General features: G+C 67.9%; 19 protein-coding genes. 6 read left to right on the forward strand and 13 right to left on the reverse strand.

The window, feature by feature from the left end:
* Window positions 1-121: 121 nt before the first annotated feature.
* The 4 genes from E2E34_RS06905 to E2E34_RS06925 form a co-directional block, all read right to left on the reverse strand.
* Entirely contained in the window at window positions 122-502 is a 381-nt protein-coding gene (locus E2E34_RS06905; protein WP_244315545.1) for a peptidase inhibitor family I36 protein, read from the reverse strand.
* Between the two features lie 190 nt (window positions 503-692).
* Window positions 693-995, reverse strand: coding sequence for a helix-turn-helix domain-containing protein (locus E2E34_RS06910; protein ID WP_244315548.1), 303 nt, complete (start codon window positions 993-995; stop codon window positions 693-695).
* Between the two features lie 683 nt (window positions 996-1678).
* Window positions 1679-2602 (reverse strand): NADP-dependent oxidoreductase, encoded by a 924-nt coding sequence (locus E2E34_RS06920; RefSeq protein ID WP_138901028.1) that lies wholly within the window; start codon window positions 2600-2602, stop codon window positions 1679-1681.
* Window positions 2603-2708: 106 nt separating this feature from the next.
* Window positions 2709-3104, reverse strand: coding sequence for a MerR family transcriptional regulator (locus tag E2E34_RS06925; protein ID WP_138901029.1), 396 nt, complete (start codon window positions 3102-3104; stop codon window positions 2709-2711).
* Window positions 3105-3146: 42 nt separating this feature from the next.
* On the opposite strand from E2E34_RS06925, the gene E2E34_RS06930 reads away from it, so the two are divergent.
* Window positions 3147-3707 (forward strand): tyrosine-type recombinase/integrase, encoded by a 561-nt coding sequence (locus E2E34_RS06930; RefSeq protein ID WP_138901030.1) that lies wholly within the window; start codon window positions 3147-3149, stop codon window positions 3705-3707.
* Between the two features lie 246 nt (window positions 3708-3953).
* Here E2E34_RS06930 and E2E34_RS06935 read toward each other — a convergent pair whose 3' ends face one another.
* The gene (locus E2E34_RS06935; protein ID WP_138901031.1) at window positions 3954-4292 is read right to left on the reverse strand and encodes a hypothetical protein; all 339 of its coding nucleotides are present in this window, start codon (window positions 4290-4292) and stop codon (window positions 3954-3956) included.
* 625 nt (window positions 4293-4917) lie between these two features.
* Between E2E34_RS06935 and E2E34_RS06940 the strand changes: the two genes are divergently transcribed.
* The gene (locus E2E34_RS06940) at window positions 4918-5196 is read left to right on the forward strand and encodes a cupredoxin domain-containing protein (RefSeq protein ID WP_138901032.1); all 279 of its coding nucleotides are present in this window, start codon (window positions 4918-4920) and stop codon (window positions 5194-5196) included.
* Here E2E34_RS06940 and E2E34_RS06945 read toward each other — a convergent pair.
* Both E2E34_RS06945 and E2E34_RS06950 read right to left on the reverse strand, forming a co-directional pair.
* Window positions 5178-6416, reverse strand: coding sequence for a serine hydrolase domain-containing protein (locus E2E34_RS06945; RefSeq protein ID WP_244315547.1), 1239 nt, complete (start codon window positions 6414-6416; stop codon window positions 5178-5180). The two genes, E2E34_RS06940 and E2E34_RS06945, sit on opposite strands and share 19 nt — an antisense overlap.
* Before the next feature lie 71 nt (window positions 6417-6487).
* Window positions 6488-7384, reverse strand: coding sequence for an alpha/beta hydrolase (locus tag E2E34_RS06950; protein ID WP_138901033.1), 897 nt, complete (start codon window positions 7382-7384; stop codon window positions 6488-6490).
* A gap of 107 nt (window positions 7385-7491) precedes the next feature.
* Between E2E34_RS06950 and E2E34_RS06955 the strand changes: the two genes are divergently transcribed.
* The gene (locus tag E2E34_RS06955) at window positions 7492-8526 is read left to right on the forward strand and encodes a helix-turn-helix domain-containing protein (protein ID WP_138901034.1); all 1035 of its coding nucleotides are present in this window, start codon (window positions 7492-7494) and stop codon (window positions 8524-8526) included.
* 519 nt (window positions 8527-9045) lie between these two features.
* Here the strand turns inward: E2E34_RS06955 and E2E34_RS06965 are convergent.
* The 3 genes from E2E34_RS06965 to E2E34_RS06975 are packed head-to-tail and all read right to left on the reverse strand — an operon-like array spanning window position 9046 to window position 14220.
* The gene (locus tag E2E34_RS06965; RefSeq protein ID WP_138901035.1) at window positions 9046-11190 is read right to left on the reverse strand and encodes a right-handed parallel beta-helix repeat-containing protein; all 2145 of its coding nucleotides are present in this window, start codon (window positions 11188-11190) and stop codon (window positions 9046-9048) included.
* Window positions 11191-11194: 4 nt separating this feature from the next.
* Window positions 11195-11491 (reverse strand): hypothetical protein, encoded by a 297-nt coding sequence (locus E2E34_RS06970; RefSeq protein ID WP_138901036.1) that lies wholly within the window; start codon window positions 11489-11491, stop codon window positions 11195-11197.
* Entirely contained in the window at window positions 11488-14220 is a 2733-nt protein-coding gene (locus E2E34_RS06975; protein WP_208765169.1) for a hypothetical protein, read from the reverse strand. Before E2E34_RS06975 ends, E2E34_RS06970 begins: the two co-directional genes overlap by 4 nt.
* Before the next feature lie 190 nt (window positions 14221-14410).
* Between E2E34_RS06975 and E2E34_RS06980 the strand changes: the two genes are divergently transcribed.
* Window positions 14411-14605 carry a hypothetical protein gene (locus tag E2E34_RS06980; protein ID WP_138901037.1) on the forward strand — a complete coding sequence of 65 codons (195 nt, stop codon included), beginning with the start codon at window positions 14411-14413 and terminating at the stop codon, window positions 14603-14605.
* 368 nt (window positions 14606-14973) lie between these two features.
* On the opposite strand, the gene E2E34_RS06985 is transcribed toward E2E34_RS06980, so the two are convergent.
* Window positions 14974-15396, reverse strand: coding sequence for a DUF6223 family protein (locus tag E2E34_RS06985; RefSeq protein WP_138901038.1), 423 nt, complete (start codon window positions 15394-15396; stop codon window positions 14974-14976).
* A 197-nt stretch (window positions 15397-15593) separates the two neighbouring features.
* On the opposite strand from E2E34_RS06985, the gene E2E34_RS06990 reads away from it, so the two are divergent.
* Window positions 15594-16139, forward strand: a complete 546-nt coding sequence (locus E2E34_RS06990) for a hypothetical protein (RefSeq protein WP_425573425.1) — start codon at window positions 15594-15596, stop codon at window positions 16137-16139.
* 221 nt (window positions 16140-16360) lie between these two features.
* A complete protein-coding gene (locus E2E34_RS06995; protein WP_167518229.1) occupies window positions 16361-17161 on the forward strand; it encodes an alpha/beta fold hydrolase in 801 nt (266 codons plus the stop codon).
* A 195-nt stretch (window positions 17162-17356) separates the two neighbouring features.
* Here E2E34_RS06995 and E2E34_RS07000 read toward each other — a convergent pair whose 3' ends face one another.
* Both E2E34_RS07000 and E2E34_RS07005 read right to left on the reverse strand, forming a co-directional pair.
* Window positions 17357-17947 (reverse strand): transposase, encoded by a 591-nt coding sequence (locus E2E34_RS07000; protein WP_138901040.1) that lies wholly within the window; start codon window positions 17945-17947, stop codon window positions 17357-17359.
* Window positions 17944-18316 (reverse strand): winged helix-turn-helix domain-containing protein (locus E2E34_RS07005; protein ID WP_167518230.1); only part of this gene is annotated, 373 nt, incomplete at its 5' end. The genes E2E34_RS07000 and E2E34_RS07005, both read right to left, overlap by 4 nt.

Below are 18316 nucleotides of genomic sequence, written 5' to 3' on the forward strand. Positions count from 1 at the left end.
TCGCCGAAGTGCGTCGAAGCATAAGTCTTTCCTCGCTTTCGTTCCGTGCCGAACGAACGGCGCGTCTCATCTGCGGTGGGGCGGAATTGGCCTCCACCCCACCGTGGTCATGGGCCGGCGATCAGAAGTTGTACGTGGTCCCCGTGCAATTGTTGGTGAAGTTGTGCGAGTTCATGTTGTCGTTGGCGGTCTTGCCGGAGCTGAGGGGGATGCTCGCCATGTTGCCCACGCTGCCGTAAGCCGCGACCTTGAAGCAGGGGCCGGCGTATCCGGAGTTGTAGTAGACCGAGACCCTGGTGTCCGGGTCCCAGTTGTCGATGGAGCTGACGTTATCGATGACACCGTCGCCCGCGTAGAGCCGCCAGCCAGCGTATTCGTAGGAGATGATGGACCAGTTGTCACGGGAGTTGAAGTCGTCCCGCAGGTATCCGGTGTAGCCGCTGTTCGACCAGAGACAGACGTTGTCTTGGGTGCACTCCCGTGCCTGTGCGGGCGCAGCCATGGCGACTCCCGCGCCAAACAGGGATGCCGCGGCAAGCAGTATTGCCGAAGCGCGTCGAATCATGAGTCTTTCCTCGTCTTCGATCCAGGCCGAACGAGCGGCCGATGAACGGCGAGGGACATACGCAACGCGGCGCCACATCCCCCCGCCGATGTGCATGTTGTGTGCACATCAGGTGTGGAGGTCGAATCTAGGCCGGAGCGGCGCGCCGTGGTGTGCCTGGCGTGCAGGGTCTCTGTGCTCTGCGTGCCGTGGGGGCCAGGGAGAGCGCACGGTGTTCCGTAGGGGTGATCCCGCAGGCTTCACGGAATGCCCGGCTGAACGCGGTGGCGCTGGAAGAACGCAAGCGAGCCGCGATCGCTTGAACGGGCTGACCGCTCAGCTCCCCGCGTGCAAGGTCGGCGTGGGCGCGCTCCAACCGACTGTGTCGGATACGTGCCGCGATGCTCAGCTGCTGGTCGCCGAAGAGGGCATGGAGACCCCGCTGAGACACGTTGTGCCGATCAGTGATCAACTGAGGTGTTCAGGCCCAGGGCGAGTGCGGCGACTGGTCACCAACGCCATTCACCACACCCGGGGCTGTGCACACGGCCCGTCCAACCAGACCCGTTCGCTGGCTGACGTAACCGGCTGACAAGTGGGTGACACTGTCCCGTTCGCTCTGCACTACCGCCACGGCGGACGGATTGATCCCTTGGCGGCATAGTCCGGCCTGGCAACTAACTCGCTGCCTGGCCTGGGATTGAAGCTCTCAGGCGATCGCGACGGAGCCCAGCCCGCCCGCCTTGGCCTTTCGACGAGGGAGCTGAACTGGTCAGCGCTCGGCTGCGCCCGCTGATCAAAGTCGTCGGTGATCACGACCCTGCGCTCGGCGGGAGCGGCTTCGCCCAGGCATCTGAGGGCACCCCCGGCAGACTTTCCGCAGCCTGCAGGGGCGACCCCAGATACCGGTAGCCGGTGACTGACCCCGCTGTCCAAAGGTGCGTCGCGACCAGAATCATTTGGCGGTCCTACGGGAACCTGACGCTCCCCTCATCCGACTACTGCCACGTGCGAGGGGCTTGCCAGAGCCGAGAACGTGCTCAACCCCGTACAGGTGAATGTGCTTAATTGACGATGCGCTGACCACAGGTTCTCGCCAGTCCGCAATGAAGGGTCAACGGCGTTGGGCACTTCTCATGCCACCTTGATGACGACCTTGCCCGAGGTGTGACCGTTCTCAACAGCGGCGAGGGCGGCCGGGGCTTCGGAGAGCGGATGGACCGCGGTGATTACGGGGGCGAGGACTCCGTCAAGGGCCAGCCGGGCCGACCGCTCCAGGTTCTCGCGGTCGACGCGACGCTCGACGAAACGCCCACCGAGATCGGGCACAGACGCATCACCCACAGCCATGACGTTGCGGGGATCCCGGGCCAGCGGAGCGACCGTCCGCAGCGAGGTGCCTCCGACCAGGTCGACGATCCCGTCGAAGCCGCCCGGAACCAGCTCTTGTGCCGCGGCGGCGACGTCCTCGGCGGTGTAGTCGATGAACCACACCCCTATGCCCTCGGCGTGCTCGCGTTTAGCAGTACTCCCGGTGCCGATCACGCGCAGCTCGCGCCCGATCGCCAGCCGGGCGACGGCGAGGCCGACCCCGCCCCCGACCCCGTTGACCAGGACCGTAGCACCGGCTGGGAGTCCGAGCTGGTCGAGCACGTCCACCGCGGTCGTCCCGGCCACTGGCAGCGTTGCCGCCACGGTTGCGGACACACCCGCCGGGATGCGCGCGGTGTTCGGCGCGGACAGCACCGTCGTTTCGGCGTAGGTGCCGCCACCGGTCAGTGCGAAGCCGAAGACCGGGTCGCCCACCTCGAGCCCGTTGACGTCCTCGCCCCGGGCAAGAACGGTTCCGGCTGCCTCCATGCCCAGCACGCGGGGAAACGGACGCCCGCCGTCGAGCCCGTCGACCAGACCTGAGCGCAGCAGGTGGTCGAGGGGGTTCACGCCGGCGACTTCGACCCGGATCAGCACCTCACCGCGACCGGGTACGGGGTCGGGACGATCGAAGAACTCCTGCACCTCGGGCCCGCCATACCTGTCGAAACCCCACGCCTGCCCCATCTTCTGCCGCCTCTCGTATGACCGACCCGGTGATTCCGGGCGCTGTCGCCATCCTCATCGCTGACATTGATGTCAGGGGCAACCGGTTGAGATGCAGGTCACAGCATCAGGTCGACTGCGCCGCCGGTTCCGGGGTCGTGGAAAGCTCCGCCCGGTGCCGACTGTTGGCCCTGATCAGCGTGTCGAGTGCATCCCGGGTCTCGATCAGGTGCGCGATGTCGGCGTCGATCCGGTCGCGTTCGCGCATCATCGCTGTGAACGTCTCCTCGGCGACATCCAGGTCACCCGGGATGTCCACACACGGCAGCACAGTCGCGATCACCCGGCTGGACATCCCCGCGTCGAACAGCTGCCGGATGAGCGACACGCGCTGGACCGCAGCATCGGAATAGTGACGCTGCCCCGCGTTGGAGCGTGTGCTGGTCAGCAGTCCCTGATCTTCGTAGTACCGCAGTGAGCGCGGACTCACGCCCGTGCGCTTGGCAAGCTCGCCTATCCGCATCCTTGAGAGCCTACGCCCGCAGCCTCCAGATTCAGACCGCCGATGAGACATGGACGCCTGCGGACACCCTCACCGCCGCAGGGCTGCCGTCCCAGCCCCACGACTGAGCACGTTCGTCTGTACAGGTGGGACTCGGCCACACCCGGCTACACCGAGCAGGAATGGGCAAAGTTGCTGGTCACAGCCCGCGATGAGCACCGCATCGCCGCGTACCGCAAGCGGACGTACGCGATGCTCCTGGTGCTCAACACCTGCTGCCTGCGCATCGACTCCCTGCTCAACGCCCGCGTGGAGGACCTCGAGTACGACAGGGGGCACCGTGTGCTGCTCCTGGAGAAGATGAAGGGCGGCGGGCAGACAAGGAAGCCGATCCCGCCTGCGGCGTGGGACGCCCTCCAGGACTACCTCGACGGCCGGACCGAGGGCTGGCTGTTCTGCACGTCCAGCGGCGGCCGGCTCGACGAACCGGCAGTGCGGCGCACGCTCCAGGCCCTCGCCAAGCGCGCCAACCTGCCGCTGCGCGGGCCGCACGGCACCAAGGTCGACGCCATCACGCATGCTCTCGCGAAGCCGGATGCCCGTCCCGACAGGGTGCAGCGCTGAGCCGATCACAAGGACTCGCGCATCACACGCTTGTCCTGGACGCCAGCCATGGTGCCGTGACGGGTGCCGATCCACCTGACCACCTGCCAGCCGAGCTCATTGGCCGCGTGGCGGCCAGGACCTGGCAAGCGAAGGTCAGTACATCAGCGGGCAGATGGCCTCGTTGGCTTCCTTGTACCACTTGTAGTCCTCAGCCGCCTGGGGGCTGTAGAGGCGCGCCGCCCAGGACAACCTGCAGTTGCCCTTTCAGTCCTGAGCCTGCGGGGCGTTGAGCAGCTGCGAGACGCGCTGGGGCGAGACTCCCAGGACGTGCGCGATGTCCCTCCCGGTCAGGCCGCGTTCCATGAGTACGGCCGCTGTGCGCCGCAACTGTGCTGCGGCCGACACCTGTGCTTTGTGCGCATCGACGGTTGCCTGCGTCGACGCCCTGACGTGTTGGTTGAGCTCGTCGCCAAGGTCGATCTTGAGTACGGCCGAGCGTTCGGCGCCAGGGATTTTGGCCGCTTCGATCAGGATGCGACCGCGCTCAACCGCACCGTCCAGGCGCCTGGCGTAGGTCGGCTCGACCCCGTCCTTGTGCCACAAGCTACGCCGGCCGTAGAAAGGCCCGGCAGGTGCCACTGCCGGGGCCTTCCGCTTTGCGCCTACGGGCCCTTGCTGCAAGCGCGACGGCGCTGGCCGTGCCACGCGCTGGCCTGGGCTTTCACTTCCGCTCGATAGATGTCGAGTCGGCATCAGCCCGGAACTTGACCGTTCATTACGCCCCGCCCCCCAGTCTTCACCCAGCTCGAGGGCGCGACTCCGGCGGAGCGACTCCGGAGCCCCCGATTCTCCTGTCGGGGACCCGCAGATCCCCGGCCACCAGCCGAAGGGGAAGCCTCGTGGTCTACCACCAAAGCTCCGCGCCTCGGTCCTTGTCGCCGCCGAGCGCCAGCCCTGCTGGGGGATGAGCCCTGCGGCGGCGGCGCCGGCAAAGCCCGTGGGGGACGGTTTCTATGAGATCCGTGCCCAACACTCAGACGCCATCGACGTCAACGCGCTGCTGAAGGCCGGCTGCACCCGCGCTCGACTGCTCGAACTCGCTGCGCAGAACGAGGCCGAACCCAGTCTTGACGAGTACGTGTCTGCCCTCGCCCGCGTAGGCCGGGGGCTGGGGTCTCCTTCGACGCCCCTGGCAAGGAGCAGAGCACCGCCACCGGCCCCGTTCCTCGTGGAAGGCGCCGAGGGCAGCGGCAACGACGGAACGATGACGGGCGAGGCCTCCCCCGTACGGATCGACGCCTCCGGAAGACAGGCCGTCGTCCTCACCGTGACGGACTTCTACCTCCCCACACAGTTCACCGCGAAGGCCGGCGTACCCACCACACTCTTACTGCGGGGCAAGGACTCCGGCGGCTGCGCCCGCGCCTTCACCACCCCGAACTCGGCATCCAGGAGATCGCCGAACGGGACGCCCCCTGGCCTCGGAGGTTACGGCCGCGCGGCCTGACCGTCGCCGCACATCGCCTGCCCGTACAGCGTCTTCAGCGCGTCGTCGATGGGGTGGTGCGGCGGCTTCCCCGAGGAGTCCGGCGTGTTCCACCTCTGGAGGTTGACCGCGACCGACATCTGGCGTTTACCGTCGGACCGGGTCAGGGAGATCGTTCCGGCCCCCCAGACGGTGCCGTCGTGACCCCAGAAGGTGCCGCAATCCGGGATGTCGACCTTATGCAGACCGAGGCCGTACTGGATCGTCGATCCGTCCAGGGCGATGACCGGGACCGTGCGCTGCATCTCCTCCAGCGACGACCGATTGACGATCTTACCGTCGAGCAGCTTGCTGTAGAAGCGGTTGAGATCGTCCGTGGTCGACACCAGGGCGGCCCCCGTCCCCGTCCAGGACATGTTGTAGACGCTGTAGTCGCGCGGCGGGTCGAGCAGGCCCCACAGGGCCTCGTACATCCGTGAGTGCGGCCCCTGGATCCGCGTCCCGGTCGGGAACCCGGTGTGCCGGAGGCCGGCGCGCTCGATGACGTTCCGGGTGATGTACTTCTCGGCCGGGATACCGGTCACGTGCTCCAGGAGCTGGCCGAGGAGCAGGTAATTGGTGTTGGAGTACACCCCGGTGTGGCCTCCGGGCTCGCCGGTGGGGGGCGCGTTGAGCCCCAGCTCGATCAGCTCGGCCGGGCGGAACTGCCTGAACCGGTTGTCGTCCAGGCTCTGGGGCGAGCCGGTCTGGAGGGACGGGAACGCGTATCGGATGTAATCGGGGATGCCGCTGGTGTTGTTGAGCAGCATCCGCACCGTGATCTTCCGGCCGCGCTCTCCCGGCACCAGTTGCGGCAGGTAGTCACCGATCGGCGCATCGAGCCGGATCCGGCCCCGCTCGACCTGCTGCATGACCGCAGCGGCGGTGAAGGTCTTGGTGATGCTCCCGACGCGCTGCCGCATGTCGGGCGTGACGGGACGGCCGGTCGTGACATCGGCGACCCCGGAAGCGCCGCGCCATGTCCGGCCGCCCTCGCGTACCTCGGCGTACACCCCCGGTATCCCCGCGCGCTGGACACCGTCCAGGGCGGACTTCAGCTCCGCGGGACGGAAGGGGGCCGACGGCCTCGTGCCGCCGGCCGCCACGGAATGTGCCTCGTCGGGTGCGGGAGCTGCCGCCACCGTGCCCGCGTAGACGCTCAGCGCGGCCACACTTCCACACATCGCCAGTCGGATATTCAAGACAGCCGTCCTTTCGTGATCAATGAGTGCAGGCGACAGGGACGCTCCCCGCGCCTTTCGACGTGTACGGATCAATGGGCCAGGGCGCGGCGCAGAGCGGCGCCGAGTTCGGCGTTCTGGCGCTGCGAGACCTCGGCGGACAGAAGCGCCTGCGATCCGTGGAAGGTGCCGGGCCACTGGTGGAGCTCGACCGACACGCCCGCCTGCATCAGGCGCAGCGCGTAGGCGATGCCCTCGTCGCGGTTCGGACAGAACTCCGCGGTGGCGATGTAGGCCGGTGGCAGCCCGGACAGATCGGCGGCCCGCGCGGGGGCGGCGTACGAAGTGGCGGGCCGGGAGCCCAGGTAGTGCCGCCATGCCGCGGCGAGCTTGTCGCGGTCGAACCAGGGCGTGTCGGTGAAGTTCCGCGCCGACCACGTCTCCTGCCGGTCGTCCAGCCCCGGCTGGTTGAGCAGTTGGAAGCGGATCGCCGGTCCCTGCTCGTCACGCGCCCGCAACGCCACTGCGGCCGCGAGGTTCGCTCCGGCGCTGTGACCCCCGACCGCGATCCGCGCCGGGTCGATGCCGAGTTCGTCCGCGTGCTCGGCCGTCCAGGTCAGTGCGGCGTAAGCGTCGTCGAAGGCGGCCGGGAACGGGTCCTCGGGCGCCAGGCGGTAGCCCACCGAGATCACCACCGCCCCGGAAAGGGACGCGACCCGGGCGGCCCACGGATGCTCGGTGTCCAGGTCGCCGAAGACTCCGCCGCCGCCGTGCAGCCAGACGACGGCGCCCTGTGCCCGGTGCGGGCGGTAGACCCGGACCGCCACGTCCGGATCGACGGACGCCGTGCGGTCCTCGACCTCCATGTCCGAGGTGTCCGGCGCCGGCGCCGCAGCCGCACGCTCGGCGAAGTCCTTGCGTGCGGTGACCGGGTCGTTCATGTCGAGTCGCGGGAGAAACGGGATGAATGCTTCGAGTTCGGGATCCATGACGCCCATCCTCACGGGCGTCACCCAGGGGGTCACCCGCCATCCGTCGCGCATCCCGCCCCGATCACGCACCGATCGGCGCACCCACTTCCTTCTATCCTTCTGCCATGGAGGCACTGGCCGTTCGGCTGTCGGGACTGGATCCGTACGTCGACGGGGCGATGCGCATCGTCGCGTTCTACGACACGCTGATGCGCCGACGGGTGGATCTCCCGGCGCTCGCCCGGGCCTCGGCGGGCCTGGCCGAGTGCGTGGCCGGGATACGGCTCCACGGCACGGGGCGGGCGACCCGCGTCTCGCCCGACGGCAGGCCGGCGTCCGCCTCGCCGGCACCCGCGTCCACCACAGCGCCGATCACTCTCGACGAGGAGGAGATCGGCAGGGTGTGGCTGGAACGCCCCGGCCCGCCGAATCCGCTCGACGAAGTGCTCCTCGACAGGCTCGCCATCGCCGCCGCGGCCGTCGCCGAGCGGTACGGCCCGGCCCGCACCACCATGGCCGACCCCGCCCTCGTCGAACTGGCGATCAGCTCGGACGGCGACGACGCGGCCCGAGCCCGGGCCCTGCGGCTCCTGGGATTCGCCGCCGAACTGCCCCTCCACGTCGTCGCCGTACGCTCACAGCTGTCGCTCGACCGGATCGGCGGCCTGATCTGCCCAGGCCGCCATGTGAAGGCGGCGCCGCTCGCCGACGTCGGCGTCATCCTGGCCGCCTTCGTGGACCCGGCGCGGTTCCCGGCAGGCGTACGCGCGGGCATCGGCACAGCCGACAGCCCCGACCGGTCCTGGCGGGAGGCCCGCACTGCCCTTCGCTTCACGACCCCGCGCGAACCCGTCATCCGCCACGCCGGCCTGGGCGCGCTGGCGCTCCTGGCCGAGGTGCCCCAGGAGACCGCGCGGGAGAACGACGACGTGGCGGCCATCGCCCGCGTCGCCGGCAACCCGGAAGACCTGGAGACGCTGGACACCTACTGCGCCACCGGCTCCCTCCGCCGGGCCGCCGACCTGCTCCACCTGCACCACAGCAGCATCGCCCGCCGCCTCGAACAGATCGCGAAGACCCTGGACATCGAACTCACCGAACCCATGGGACTGACACGAGCCAGGATCGCGCTCACCGCGTGGCGGCTTCTCGACCTCTGAGGAGGATCCGCCTCGCCACGGTACGCGGGGGCTGGGATCGCGGTGGCCAGCCGCCTACCCAGAGCGTGGGTGCACGGTTGTCAGTTCGCCGAGCAGGCCCGCTACGAGAGCACCCATGGCGAGTGCGCCGGTGAGGAGGAAGCGGAAGGTGGCGTTCATTCGACCGAGGAGGTGGTCCGGGGTGACCACCCCCGGCCCCGCCGCAAGGGGCGAGGCCGGCGCCGAGTGGTGCGCACGGTCTACGGGGTCGTCGCCTTCCAGGCCCTGCGCGACCAGCTCAAATGCAGGATGATCTGGGTCGTCGGCGCCGACACGTGGCGCACCCCTGACGAGGACCTTCCCCAGGACTTCGCCGAGCGCCGCGAGGACCGCTCTGCTCGGCGGGGAGGTCCACGTCGAGCCCGAGCCGCTCCTGTAGCCGCACGGTGGCGCTTGCGAGGGAGGGGAACAGCGTCGTTGACGCAGGTGGCGAACAGGGCGACGTGCAACGTTCCTCCTGTGGCGGCACGCTCCTCGGTGTCAGGGCCACCGCAGCGTACTGGCCTTGATCAGGGGGGTGTGGTTGGTTTCGGTCCATTCCATGCGGGCCTTGAGGTCCTGGATGCAGATCTCGTGGCACGTGCGGATGGCGAGACCGGGAGCGACCCGGGACGTGTAGTTCTGGACCTGCGCGATGTTGCCCTTGACGGTGGCAGTGACGTTCGTGAGGGAGACCTCAGGGATGGGCGCGTCGGGGAAGGTGCCCCGCAGGATGAAGACGCCCCCGCCCTTGGCGAACAGCGGCTTGGCCACCGTGGTGGGTCCCGTTCGGAATCCGCTGCCGTTGCCGGTGATCAGGCAGCTCGCGTCCACCGTCACTCTGATCTTGCGCACCTCGAAGACCTCGTGCTGGATCGCGGTCCACATGTCGGGGAAGCCGGCCATGTCGCCCTCGGTGTCCGCGAATACCAGCAGTCCGCCGCCCGGGTGGTCGCTGGTGATGTTGCCGCTCGGCCCACCGGGCGTGGTCCCGATACTGGTCGTGGTGAGCGCGAGATCGGCGTTGCGCACCGAGATGCCGCCCCCACCCGGCGTCGCCACCGGAATGGAGGGCTTCGCGGGTCGGTCGATCGTGAAGGGGCCGACCTTGATGGACGAGGCGGGCCGGGCTTTGGACATCTGGGTACCGGGTCGGGTGCCGCACGCGTTGTGGTCGACGGTGCTGCCGGTGAAGGACCCGGCGGATCCCATGGAGAGGCGGACGCCTCCGCCCATGCCGGGGGCACTGTTGCCGTCGATCCGGCAGTCGGTGACGGTGATACGGGAGAGCACGGAGGCGTAGACACCGCCCCCGTCGTCGCCGCATTCGTTGTGCGTGATCGTGGACTTCTTGACGGTAATCGACCGGGTGCGGGCGGCCTTGATCTCGTCCTCGTTCCAGGCGTCCCAGCGGCCCAGCGCGAGCGATGTGGCGGCGAACACGTAGAAGAGCTCCCGAAACAGCAGTTCCGGGTCTTTGTAGCTGTTGCTCAGGAACAGCATCAACCGCCGAAGGTTGTCGGTGATGACGGGGGGCTGCGTGGGGTCGAGCAGCCACCGGGCGAACTGCATCAGTTCGAGCGGGCTGGGGATGGGCACCGATGCCATGGCGGCGCGGGCCGCCGACGCTTTGCTCCGGAGGAACCGCACCAGTTCGATCTCGCTCAGATCGCGCGGCAGCTTGCCCGGCAGGGAGATTTCCGCACCGATGCCGCCGCCGTCGAGGCGTCCGCGGTCACCGCTGCGGTTGCGGTCGATCCAGCAGTTCTCCACCGTGGGCCAGCCGTACCCGATGACCGCGAGGCCCGAGCCCCGGCCCTGGGCGCGGTTGCTCTGGATGCGGCAGTTGCGGATCACGGCACTCGACCAGACGGTGGCGATGCCGCCACCGAAGGCTTGGCCGGCCAGCCAGTTGACGCCCTTGCCGGGCGGGATGTGGGCGTCGAACTCCGTGCCGATCATGTCCTTGACGATGTTGCGGTCGAACGGCGGAATGGGGGCGATGCCGACGGGGAGGTTGCGGATCAGCCGGTTGGCCGCCTCGATCATGAGGTTGAGCGCCATCTCGACGAACGGCGGGACGACCGTGTCGACCAGGTCCACGAGGTCCTTCCGCAGCGCGGCGCGGTCGGCCTCCGGCCAGGCAGGGAGCGACGCAGCCTGCGTCTGGCAGCCGGTCACTACGCACCGCTCGATCAGGACATCGTCGGTGTCGACCACCGCGATGCCGCCGCCCGCGCCGAGGGCCTGGTCCGGGCCACCGGGCACGTGGACGGCTCGCCCCTGGGTTACTCGCAGGCCTCTGACGACCACCGGCCCAAGAGGCTTGCCGGGGGCGCCGGACACACGCAGCACACGGTGCTGGGCACCCGACTTCGGCGCGAGCGTCGGCAGTGCCCGGACGTCGAACGCCGGGTTGCTCGGGTCGGCCTGTGGGTGAGCCCGGAGGAACTCGCTGGTCAGCGTCAGGGGCTTGTCGATGACCAGCTCGTCCTCGAGGTAGGTGGCGGCGTCCAGGATCACGACCGTGTCGCCGGCGGCGGCAGCCTTGAGCGCGGCACCGACCGAGCGCGCGGGCTTGGCGGGCGTGTCGAACCTGCCGCTGGACGTGCCCTTGGTCGCGTGGACGAAGCGGGTGCTCGCCATGCATTCAGCGCCCGTGGACGCGTGGCAGCCGCGTGGGCACCCCGGGCGCGGCCGGTTGTACGGGCGCCCGCTGACCGGCTGACGGGCGGTAGACCTGGAGGCGTTCCTCGTTCCGCAGGTCGTCCGCCGGGCGGGGCCGGACGGTGCTGACCACCTTCAGCCGCTCCCAGGCGGCCTCGGCGTACGCCTCGCGCTGAGCCCGGCCGACCTGTTCCTCGTACGCGGCCAGGTCCGTGACGTACTGGGCGTGCACAGTGTCGAGCGCCAGTGGCGTCCTGAGGCTCGTGTGCGTCGCGTTCACAGTTGTTGGCCCGTCTTGGGGTCGTACTTGACGCTGACGGCGACGACTTGGTCGGTCGGGAGCACCTCAACCCATTGATCGAAGACCTGATAGGGCTCTGCGGGGCGGAAGCCACCGGCCAGGGGATCGAACCCGTTCTCGAAGACCTTGTCGGCGGCGAGCGTCGTGTCGAAGTTCTCCTGGGCCAGGGACCGCAGGTGCGTGGCAAGGCGGTCCAAAACCTGGCCGACCGTTCCCTGGAAGTCTTGAGGGTCGTCGTCCTTTCTTGTGTACGTCTTGCCAAGGCCAGCTTCTCCCTCGACCTTCTTCAGCCAAGCGAGCGCAGCTTGTTCCTGGCCGGGCCGGACGGGCAAGACCACTTTGGCCCAAGCAGCGTTCAGGAATTCATTGCGGCGCTCGTCGGCGTCGATCTGGATCAGCCAGCCCAATGAACTTCCGAGGGGTGCTGGCACGGTCTCTTCGGAGATCAGGTAGTTGACCCGCCACTCGTACGGCGGCGATGGCGACGTGCTATTGGGCAGCGCGTAGAAATCCGCACCGGAGTACCATCCTGCGACCGTCTGGCCGGCCAAAGGCTGCAGTGGGTTGCCGGGTTCGGGCTTCGGAATGGGGCGTACAGGATACCTGCCGGTGCTCTGGGCGGAGGGCGTGGGCGCGTTCACCGCGCCAGCGCGCCAGAAGTCGGGGGAGACGAAGTAAAGCATCTCGTCGACGTCGAAGAACTTCTGGATCTCTTCCGCCTCCAGGTACGGCGTGTTGTTGTTGGGCGTGGGGTAAATGCCCTCCGGCAGCTGCTTGATCAGGTTCCGGAAAACGCATCGGCGCTCCTCGTTGCGCAGGTCCTCGGAGGAGCGGAGACGCATCGAGCTGATCAGGCGCAGCCGCTCACGAACGGCCTGGCCGTACGCCTCGTGCTGGAGCCGGTCGACCTCCTTCTGATATTCGGCCTGTGCCGCTTCGTTGAGTGTCTTGACCTTATTCTTGGCCTCATCCGTCGGCTCATAGACGAGCGTGAGGTCGAATGGGAGGGATTTGCGGCCCTGGAAGTTGGCGTACGTCATCTTCACGTTGAGCGTGTGGGGGTTGGTCGACGTATTCACTGTGAACGGAGCGAACTCGACCTGGGCGCCGTGTTTGTCCAGGGAATGCACCTTGCTGAAGATGTAGTCCACCGGAACGGGTGGCAGCGGCTTGGGGAAGCAGAACTGGATGATGTCGTCCTTCCCCGGAAGGTAGTCGGGAGTATCGTTCAGCCCCCGGCAATCGTTGCCCGGCTCGGGCAGATAAGTCAGCTCGGCCTCGTCGTCCGGGCCCTGCTCGTGCTGGAAGGAGATTTCGAAGTGGTAGGGCACTTCCTTAGTCGCCGGCTCCGGGATCTTCTCCGGCTTCTGGATCGCGCTGAGGTCAGGCGCGGGAACGACGTGCACCATGTCCCCCAGGCCGAGTTCCCTGCCGGGATCCATCAGGTGGATCTGCCAGCACAGGCGTGATCCGACGTGTTGCAGCTGGATGCCGACCTTGCGCATCTTGCGCCGCATCTCGTAGTTCACCAACTCGGAGGTCGTGTTCTGCAGGACGTAGCGGCGACTCGATGTGTCGGTGGTATCCGTAACCGTCCGGAACGTCGTCTTGAAGTTCCGCTTGATCTCGCTGGTGACCTTGGAGGTCTGCGTGCGGGCGCGCTTGTGCGTCGTCTCGGCACCCCGCTTGACGGTGTTCTGAGTACTGAAACTGAGACTAGCGTCGGCATGATAAATCTTGGCGTTCACCCCACCCGTGGCGCTCACGCCGAGTTTCGTGTCGTTGGCGTTCTCCTCCTTGACAGCGTCCGAGACATCTGTCTGATCAGTGAGGCTCTCCTCGCTCTTGCGGGAGACCTCCTCCGACTGCTCCACCACCTTCTCGACCAGGGTGCGCCGTGTGCTGCTCTCCACCACCTCGACAGTGCCTCCCGGGCTGACCCAGATGTGTCCCGAGGGGGTTCCTAGGAAGTTGTCGAACTCGAAGAAGTACTCACGGAAGAGGTTGACCAGCCCCACCGGGGACAGTGCTCCTCCCGCGCTAGCGCTGTAGCGGTCGGCCAGCGCCTTCAGACCGGGCTGGATGAGCGTCAGGGCGTCGCTCCCGTGGAAATTCTCACGGGTGAGAGCGCCGATATCGGACGACGGGTGAATCTTCTTCGCAGACATTCCGGCCGTGGCCCCCACCCACCCGGACAGCGGCTGATAGACGCCGAACAGTTCACTGTCGTACGGCAGCGCTCCTGCGAAGTCGTACAACGGCCGTCCGGTGAACGCGGGCGCGCCGGCAGCGGGCACGACCAGACGCTGGGAATGGCTGGCCGCGCCGCCGTCGGGAACGGCTTCGTACTGGACTTCCACCAACTCGTTGCCGGGAGTGGCCTTGAAGAGCTGGACCAGGCCGCTGGATGTCTGCGCCGCGGCGACGAACGCGATCACCACGCTGCCGGCCGCGCTGGCCCGGGCCGCCACGTACTGGCGTGTCCCCTCAGGGCTCCGCCACACGAGAGTCCCGCTCAGCGCGTCCACGCCGGGATAGGCGCTGGGGTCCACCACCGTGACGCTGCCCGGGAAGGCCATGGTCATCCGGCGCCCGGTGACGATCTCGGTGTTGGAGCCCTCCACCTTGTACGACCAGATCCGATATGCACCGCCGCTGGACGTCACAGGAAGGGATGACGTGCCCAGGAATGTGACTGTGTACGTCATCGAGACGCTCCTCACCTCGTCGTATTTCCACTGTCATATTCGCCTGACATTCGGAGCGAGGCGCGCTGAGACGCAGCCAGCCACCTGAATGGCTGGCCGATCGTGTGACGGGGCCCCCTCATCGGGTCGGTGAGCAGCGCGCGAGGTGTACGGATGGGACGATGTCTCATCAGCTACGGGAGGTGCACGCGTGAACGTCTATGTCGTCGAGTACACGACACCCAGGACCCCGCCCCTGAGGGAACGCAAGGTGGAAGCAGACGACTTCGCGGTGAGGGACACGTTCGTGGAGTTCACCACTGCCGACGGCAGGAAAGTCTTCAGCGTCCGCGCCGAGACCGTTGTGACCATCGCCAAGATGGCCCCGGAACCACCGACCACGTAAGGATGCACGAACCAGCATCTGTAGCTCTTCTGGAGAGAAGGACGTGGCTCAGGTGGTCAGCCGGTAAGTGGCCTGGATAGAGCCGGTGGTGTTCGCGTTCGGTGTGGAAGGTCCAGTAGGTGTCGAGGTTGCCGCTCGCGGTGAGGGCACGAAGGCGGAGTACGGCTTCGGCTCCTTCGGGTCCCCAGCCGCTTCGGTGATGTCGAGGCCGGCCAGCACTGGGCTCCGGCCTGAGCATGGCTTGCGTGGGGTGTTATCCGATACCCGCTTCTCTCCGCGGGCCGTGCGCTGAGCAGAGCACCGAGGCCGGTACGTCGTGCGGGGACCGTCCGCCGGGCGTGACCGCGGCAGACACGTAACCGCTGTGGTCAACGGGCGTGGCGGTAACGGGTCAGAGCCCGCCAGCCCAGGGCCGTCCCGATCAGACCCAGCAGCAGGGCCACGTAGGCGCCGCCCAGCCCGTTGCCGGTGCCGAGTCCACCGTCGGCGGTGGCCGCTACCAGCCCGCCGAGGGCCATGGCGGTCAGCCCCGCGACCAGAGCCACCGTGGCCCCAAGCGACCCGTTGGCGATGCCGATACGACCGGCGGGCCGAGTCAGCGCGAGCACTGCGATCACCACGGCGGCCAGCCCCAGCAGCCCGCCGGTAGTGGCTCCGAGCCTTCCGAGGCTGAAGTTGGTGACATCGGCGGCGAGCGACTGGACTGAGTCGTGCGCTGCCGCTGGTGTGGCAAGACCAAGCCCGGCGGGCAGTGCGGTCGCGGAGGCGGCGAACAGGCGACGAGCGGACATCAGAGTGCTCCTTCTTTTCCCACGACTGGATGTGGTTCGAGCATGTCGGCCGGGCCTATGGCAGGTCGTCCAGCAGTCGCAGACACTTCGCGCTACCACGGACGCGGCAGGTGCCGCCGAGCTACTGCGCGCGTGGTAGTCGACCGCTCGTCCGCGAGCGGGATTCGCCTGCTGCGGCCACGGGCTACGGTGCGCGCATGAACAAAGGACGGTTCCGGGTTCGGGCCGGTGTCAGGGACTGGCTGATAGCCGTAGGCGTGGCGGCGGCGCTGCTGGTCACCGGTCTGTCGGGGCATCACTCCGCAACGGGCCCCGGCCTGCCCGGCTACGTGCTCTTGGTGGTGGGCGGCCTGGCGCTGGCCGCGGGCCGCCGGGCTCCGGTCGCCGTCCTCGCCGCCACCGGGCTCTGCGCGGTGGGCTACCAGGCGGCAGGGTTCGACGTGGCTGCCATCGCGTTCCTCTTCGCGGTGTACGCGGCCATGCGGGCGGGCCACCGCCTCATCACTGTGGTGGTGAGCGTGGCCGTGCTGGCCGCTCTCCCCCTCGCGGCCCTGGCCTCCAGCGTGCACGACACGGGCGAGGCATTCGCGCAGGCCCGGGGCGCCCTCCACGCAGGTATGGCGGCGGCTTCGTGGTGGGCGCCGGAGATGCCGGAGCCGGCCAGGAGGATTGCGACGTCCTCGACGTCGAGGACGTCGAGGGTGGATCTCGATGGGAGGTTGATCTCGTTCTGTGGCAGGTAGAGACCTGACGGATACTCAGCACGGTCCGGGGTGCCACTGTGACGCCAGACCTCGAAGATCGTTTACCGTGCGTGATCTACTCCGGCACGTCGCTCAAGACGCCGCATCTCCCCGCCGAGACTGCTCCGCCACCGGGCGAGCCACTTGTGCGAGCACATCGTTGACAGGGCTTCTCCTGCGAATCACGCGTGATCCGCGCATCCGCCCCTCGATTCCCGCCCGTGCTGATCATCGGCGGTGCGTTCCAGCGCAAGGAGTCCTGGGGGCGCTGTGAAGAGGTGTTCCTCGGGAGCATGGACGTGTTCACCGTCGACCCCCCGGACTGGGGGGCAGCCGACTTGCTGCCCGAAACCTACGGCGTCGACTTCCTCGCCGACGCGGTCTGCCACATGCTCGATGAGTGGGATGCCGGTCAGGTCAACGTGCTCGCCGGCTCCTACGGAAGCGCCATCGCCTACGAGATCGCCCGAAGGTACCCGGACCGGGTGGGGCGCATGGTCCTGGTCGGCACGATGATCGCCATCCCAGACCACGCACAGGCCGCGATGCGCCGCACTCTGGAACACCTGGCAGCCGGAGACATGGAGACTTACGCGCACGTCACGCTCGACCTGCTCATGACGCCCGAACGCCTCGCAGACATCCCCAACGGCGCCCGCATCCGCAGACTGCTGCTGCGCCGCATCACCAACATCTCCGAGGCGGAGGCGCACCAGATGCGTGCCAACACCCTGCGCCTGCTCACCCATCAGGCTCTCGATACCCGCCAGCCGCCTCGTGCGCCGGTCCTGACCGTGGCCGGCGAGTACGACTCGTTCACCACGCCGGAGCTGTGCCGCCAGATGGCGGCGGCGTGTGCCGACAGTTGGCACGCGGAGGTCCGCGACGCCGATCACATGGTGATCCTGGAACGGACAGCGGAAGTCGCACACTTGATCACCCGGTTCCTTGCCGGGGAGCCGCTACACGGACTGCCGTACTGCCGCAGCGTTGAGCGAGTGTCACCAGGCATCACCGGGTGAGCAGTCGCAATAAGGAATACACCGCTGAGTGCGCCCATACGACGCAGCGTGATCACACCACGGTCGTCGTCTTCGAGGAAGACTGCTACAGCTTCGCCCCGCCAGCCTGGCCCTGCCTCGCCACGGTATCCCCACGCGCTGATCACAGCCACTCGTTGATGGCTGCTACGAGCAAATCTACTTTCGACACACGACCTACTGATCATTTCGTAAGTTCGGTGGGTGTAGTGGGTGGATGGTCAGGCCGGTGTGGGCGAGGAAGGACCATGACAGTTGTGGGTTGTGGTTGATGCGGTGGATGCCTTGCTCGGTGGCGTCGGCGACACCGGCGAGGTGGTCGCCGGCGAGGTTGGCGAGTTCACGTTTCTTGAGTGAGGACCACAGCAGCTCCACCGGGTTCAGCTCGGGTGCGTAGGCGGGAAATCGCTCCAGGGTGAGCCAGTCCTGGCCGGCGACCCAAGCCCGCATCGCCCGGCTCCAAGGGGCGGATAGGCCGTCCCAGACCAGGACCACCCGCTCGCCGCGGTAGAACACCTTCATCTGCTCCAGGACCTCGATGAGGGCGGCAGTGTCGTAGCTGCCGGGCTTGAGATGGAAGCACAGGCGGGCCCCTCGACCGGGGTCGGTGGAGTGGTATCCCAGGGCCCCGGCCATCGACGCCCGCTTCCAGTTCAGTCGGTGCCGCAGCAATGGGGTGCGGCCTCGGGGTGCGTAGGTGCGGCGGATCTGAGGCAGCAGGGAGACACCTGATTCGTCGAGGAACACGATCCAGGCACGTGTGTTCACTGCCCCTTTTTGATCCGCGGCCACTCGTGCGCGATCCAGCGGGCGATCTGCGACTCGTCCCCCTCGACCGCCCGCCGCTCGGGCCGCTGCAGACTCCATCCGAGCCGGCCGGTCAGCAACCGCCACACCGACGCCCTCGACAGCACCACTCCCGTCACCCGCTCAACGACGGCGCCAACTCGCTCCAGGGTCCACAGGTCGGCCTCGAAACCATAGGCTTGTGCTCCTCTCTCCAATGCGGCCCGGACGGTCTCGACCTGGGCGTCGTCCAGCTTGGGCGGGCGACCGGTGGCCGCACGCCGCCGCAAGGCCGAAGCACCACCCTCCTCCCACGCCCGCCGCCATCGCCGCACGCTCTCGGCGCACACC

Origin of the sequence: Streptomyces albidochromogenes, from assembly GCF_005981925.1 — a bacterium.
Taxonomy (GTDB): Bacteria; Actinomycetota; Actinomycetes; order Streptomycetales; family Streptomycetaceae; genus Streptomyces; species Streptomyces albidochromogenes.

Coding starts and splice junctions, on each gene's coding strand:
- E2E34_RS06930 (WP_138901030.1), top strand. CDS start 3,147: ATGAGACATGGACGCCTGCGGACACCCTCACCGCCGCAGGGCTGCCGT.
- E2E34_RS06985 (WP_138901038.1), bottom strand. CDS start 15,396: ATGTCCGCTCGTCGCCTGTTCGCCGCCTCCGCGACCGCACTGCCCGCC.
- E2E34_RS06955 (WP_138901034.1), top strand. CDS start 7,492: ATGGAGGCACTGGCCGTTCGGCTGTCGGGACTGGATCCGTACGTCGAC.
- E2E34_RS06950 (WP_138901033.1), bottom strand. CDS start 7,384: ATGGATCCCGAACTCGAAGCATTCATCCCGTTTCTCCCGCGACTCGAC.
- E2E34_RS06965 (WP_138901035.1), bottom strand. CDS start 11,190: ATGGCGAGCACCCGCTTCGTCCACGCGACCAAGGGCACGTCCAGCGGC.
- E2E34_RS06925 (WP_138901029.1), bottom strand. CDS start 3,104: ATGCGGATAGGCGAGCTTGCCAAGCGCACGGGCGTGAGTCCGCGCTCA.
- E2E34_RS06920 (WP_138901028.1), bottom strand. CDS start 2,602: ATGGGGCAGGCGTGGGGTTTCGACAGGTATGGCGGGCCCGAGGTGCAG.
- E2E34_RS06975 (WP_208765169.1), bottom strand. CDS start 14,220: ATGACGTACACAGTCACATTCCTGGGCACGTCATCCCTTCCTGTGACG.
- E2E34_RS06905 (WP_244315545.1), bottom strand. CDS start 502: ATGGCTGCGCCCGCACAGGCACGGGAGTGCACCCAAGACAACGTCTGT.
- E2E34_RS06990 (WP_425573425.1), top strand. CDS start 15,594: ATGAACAAAGGACGGTTCCGGGTTCGGGCCGGTGTCAGGGACTGGCTG.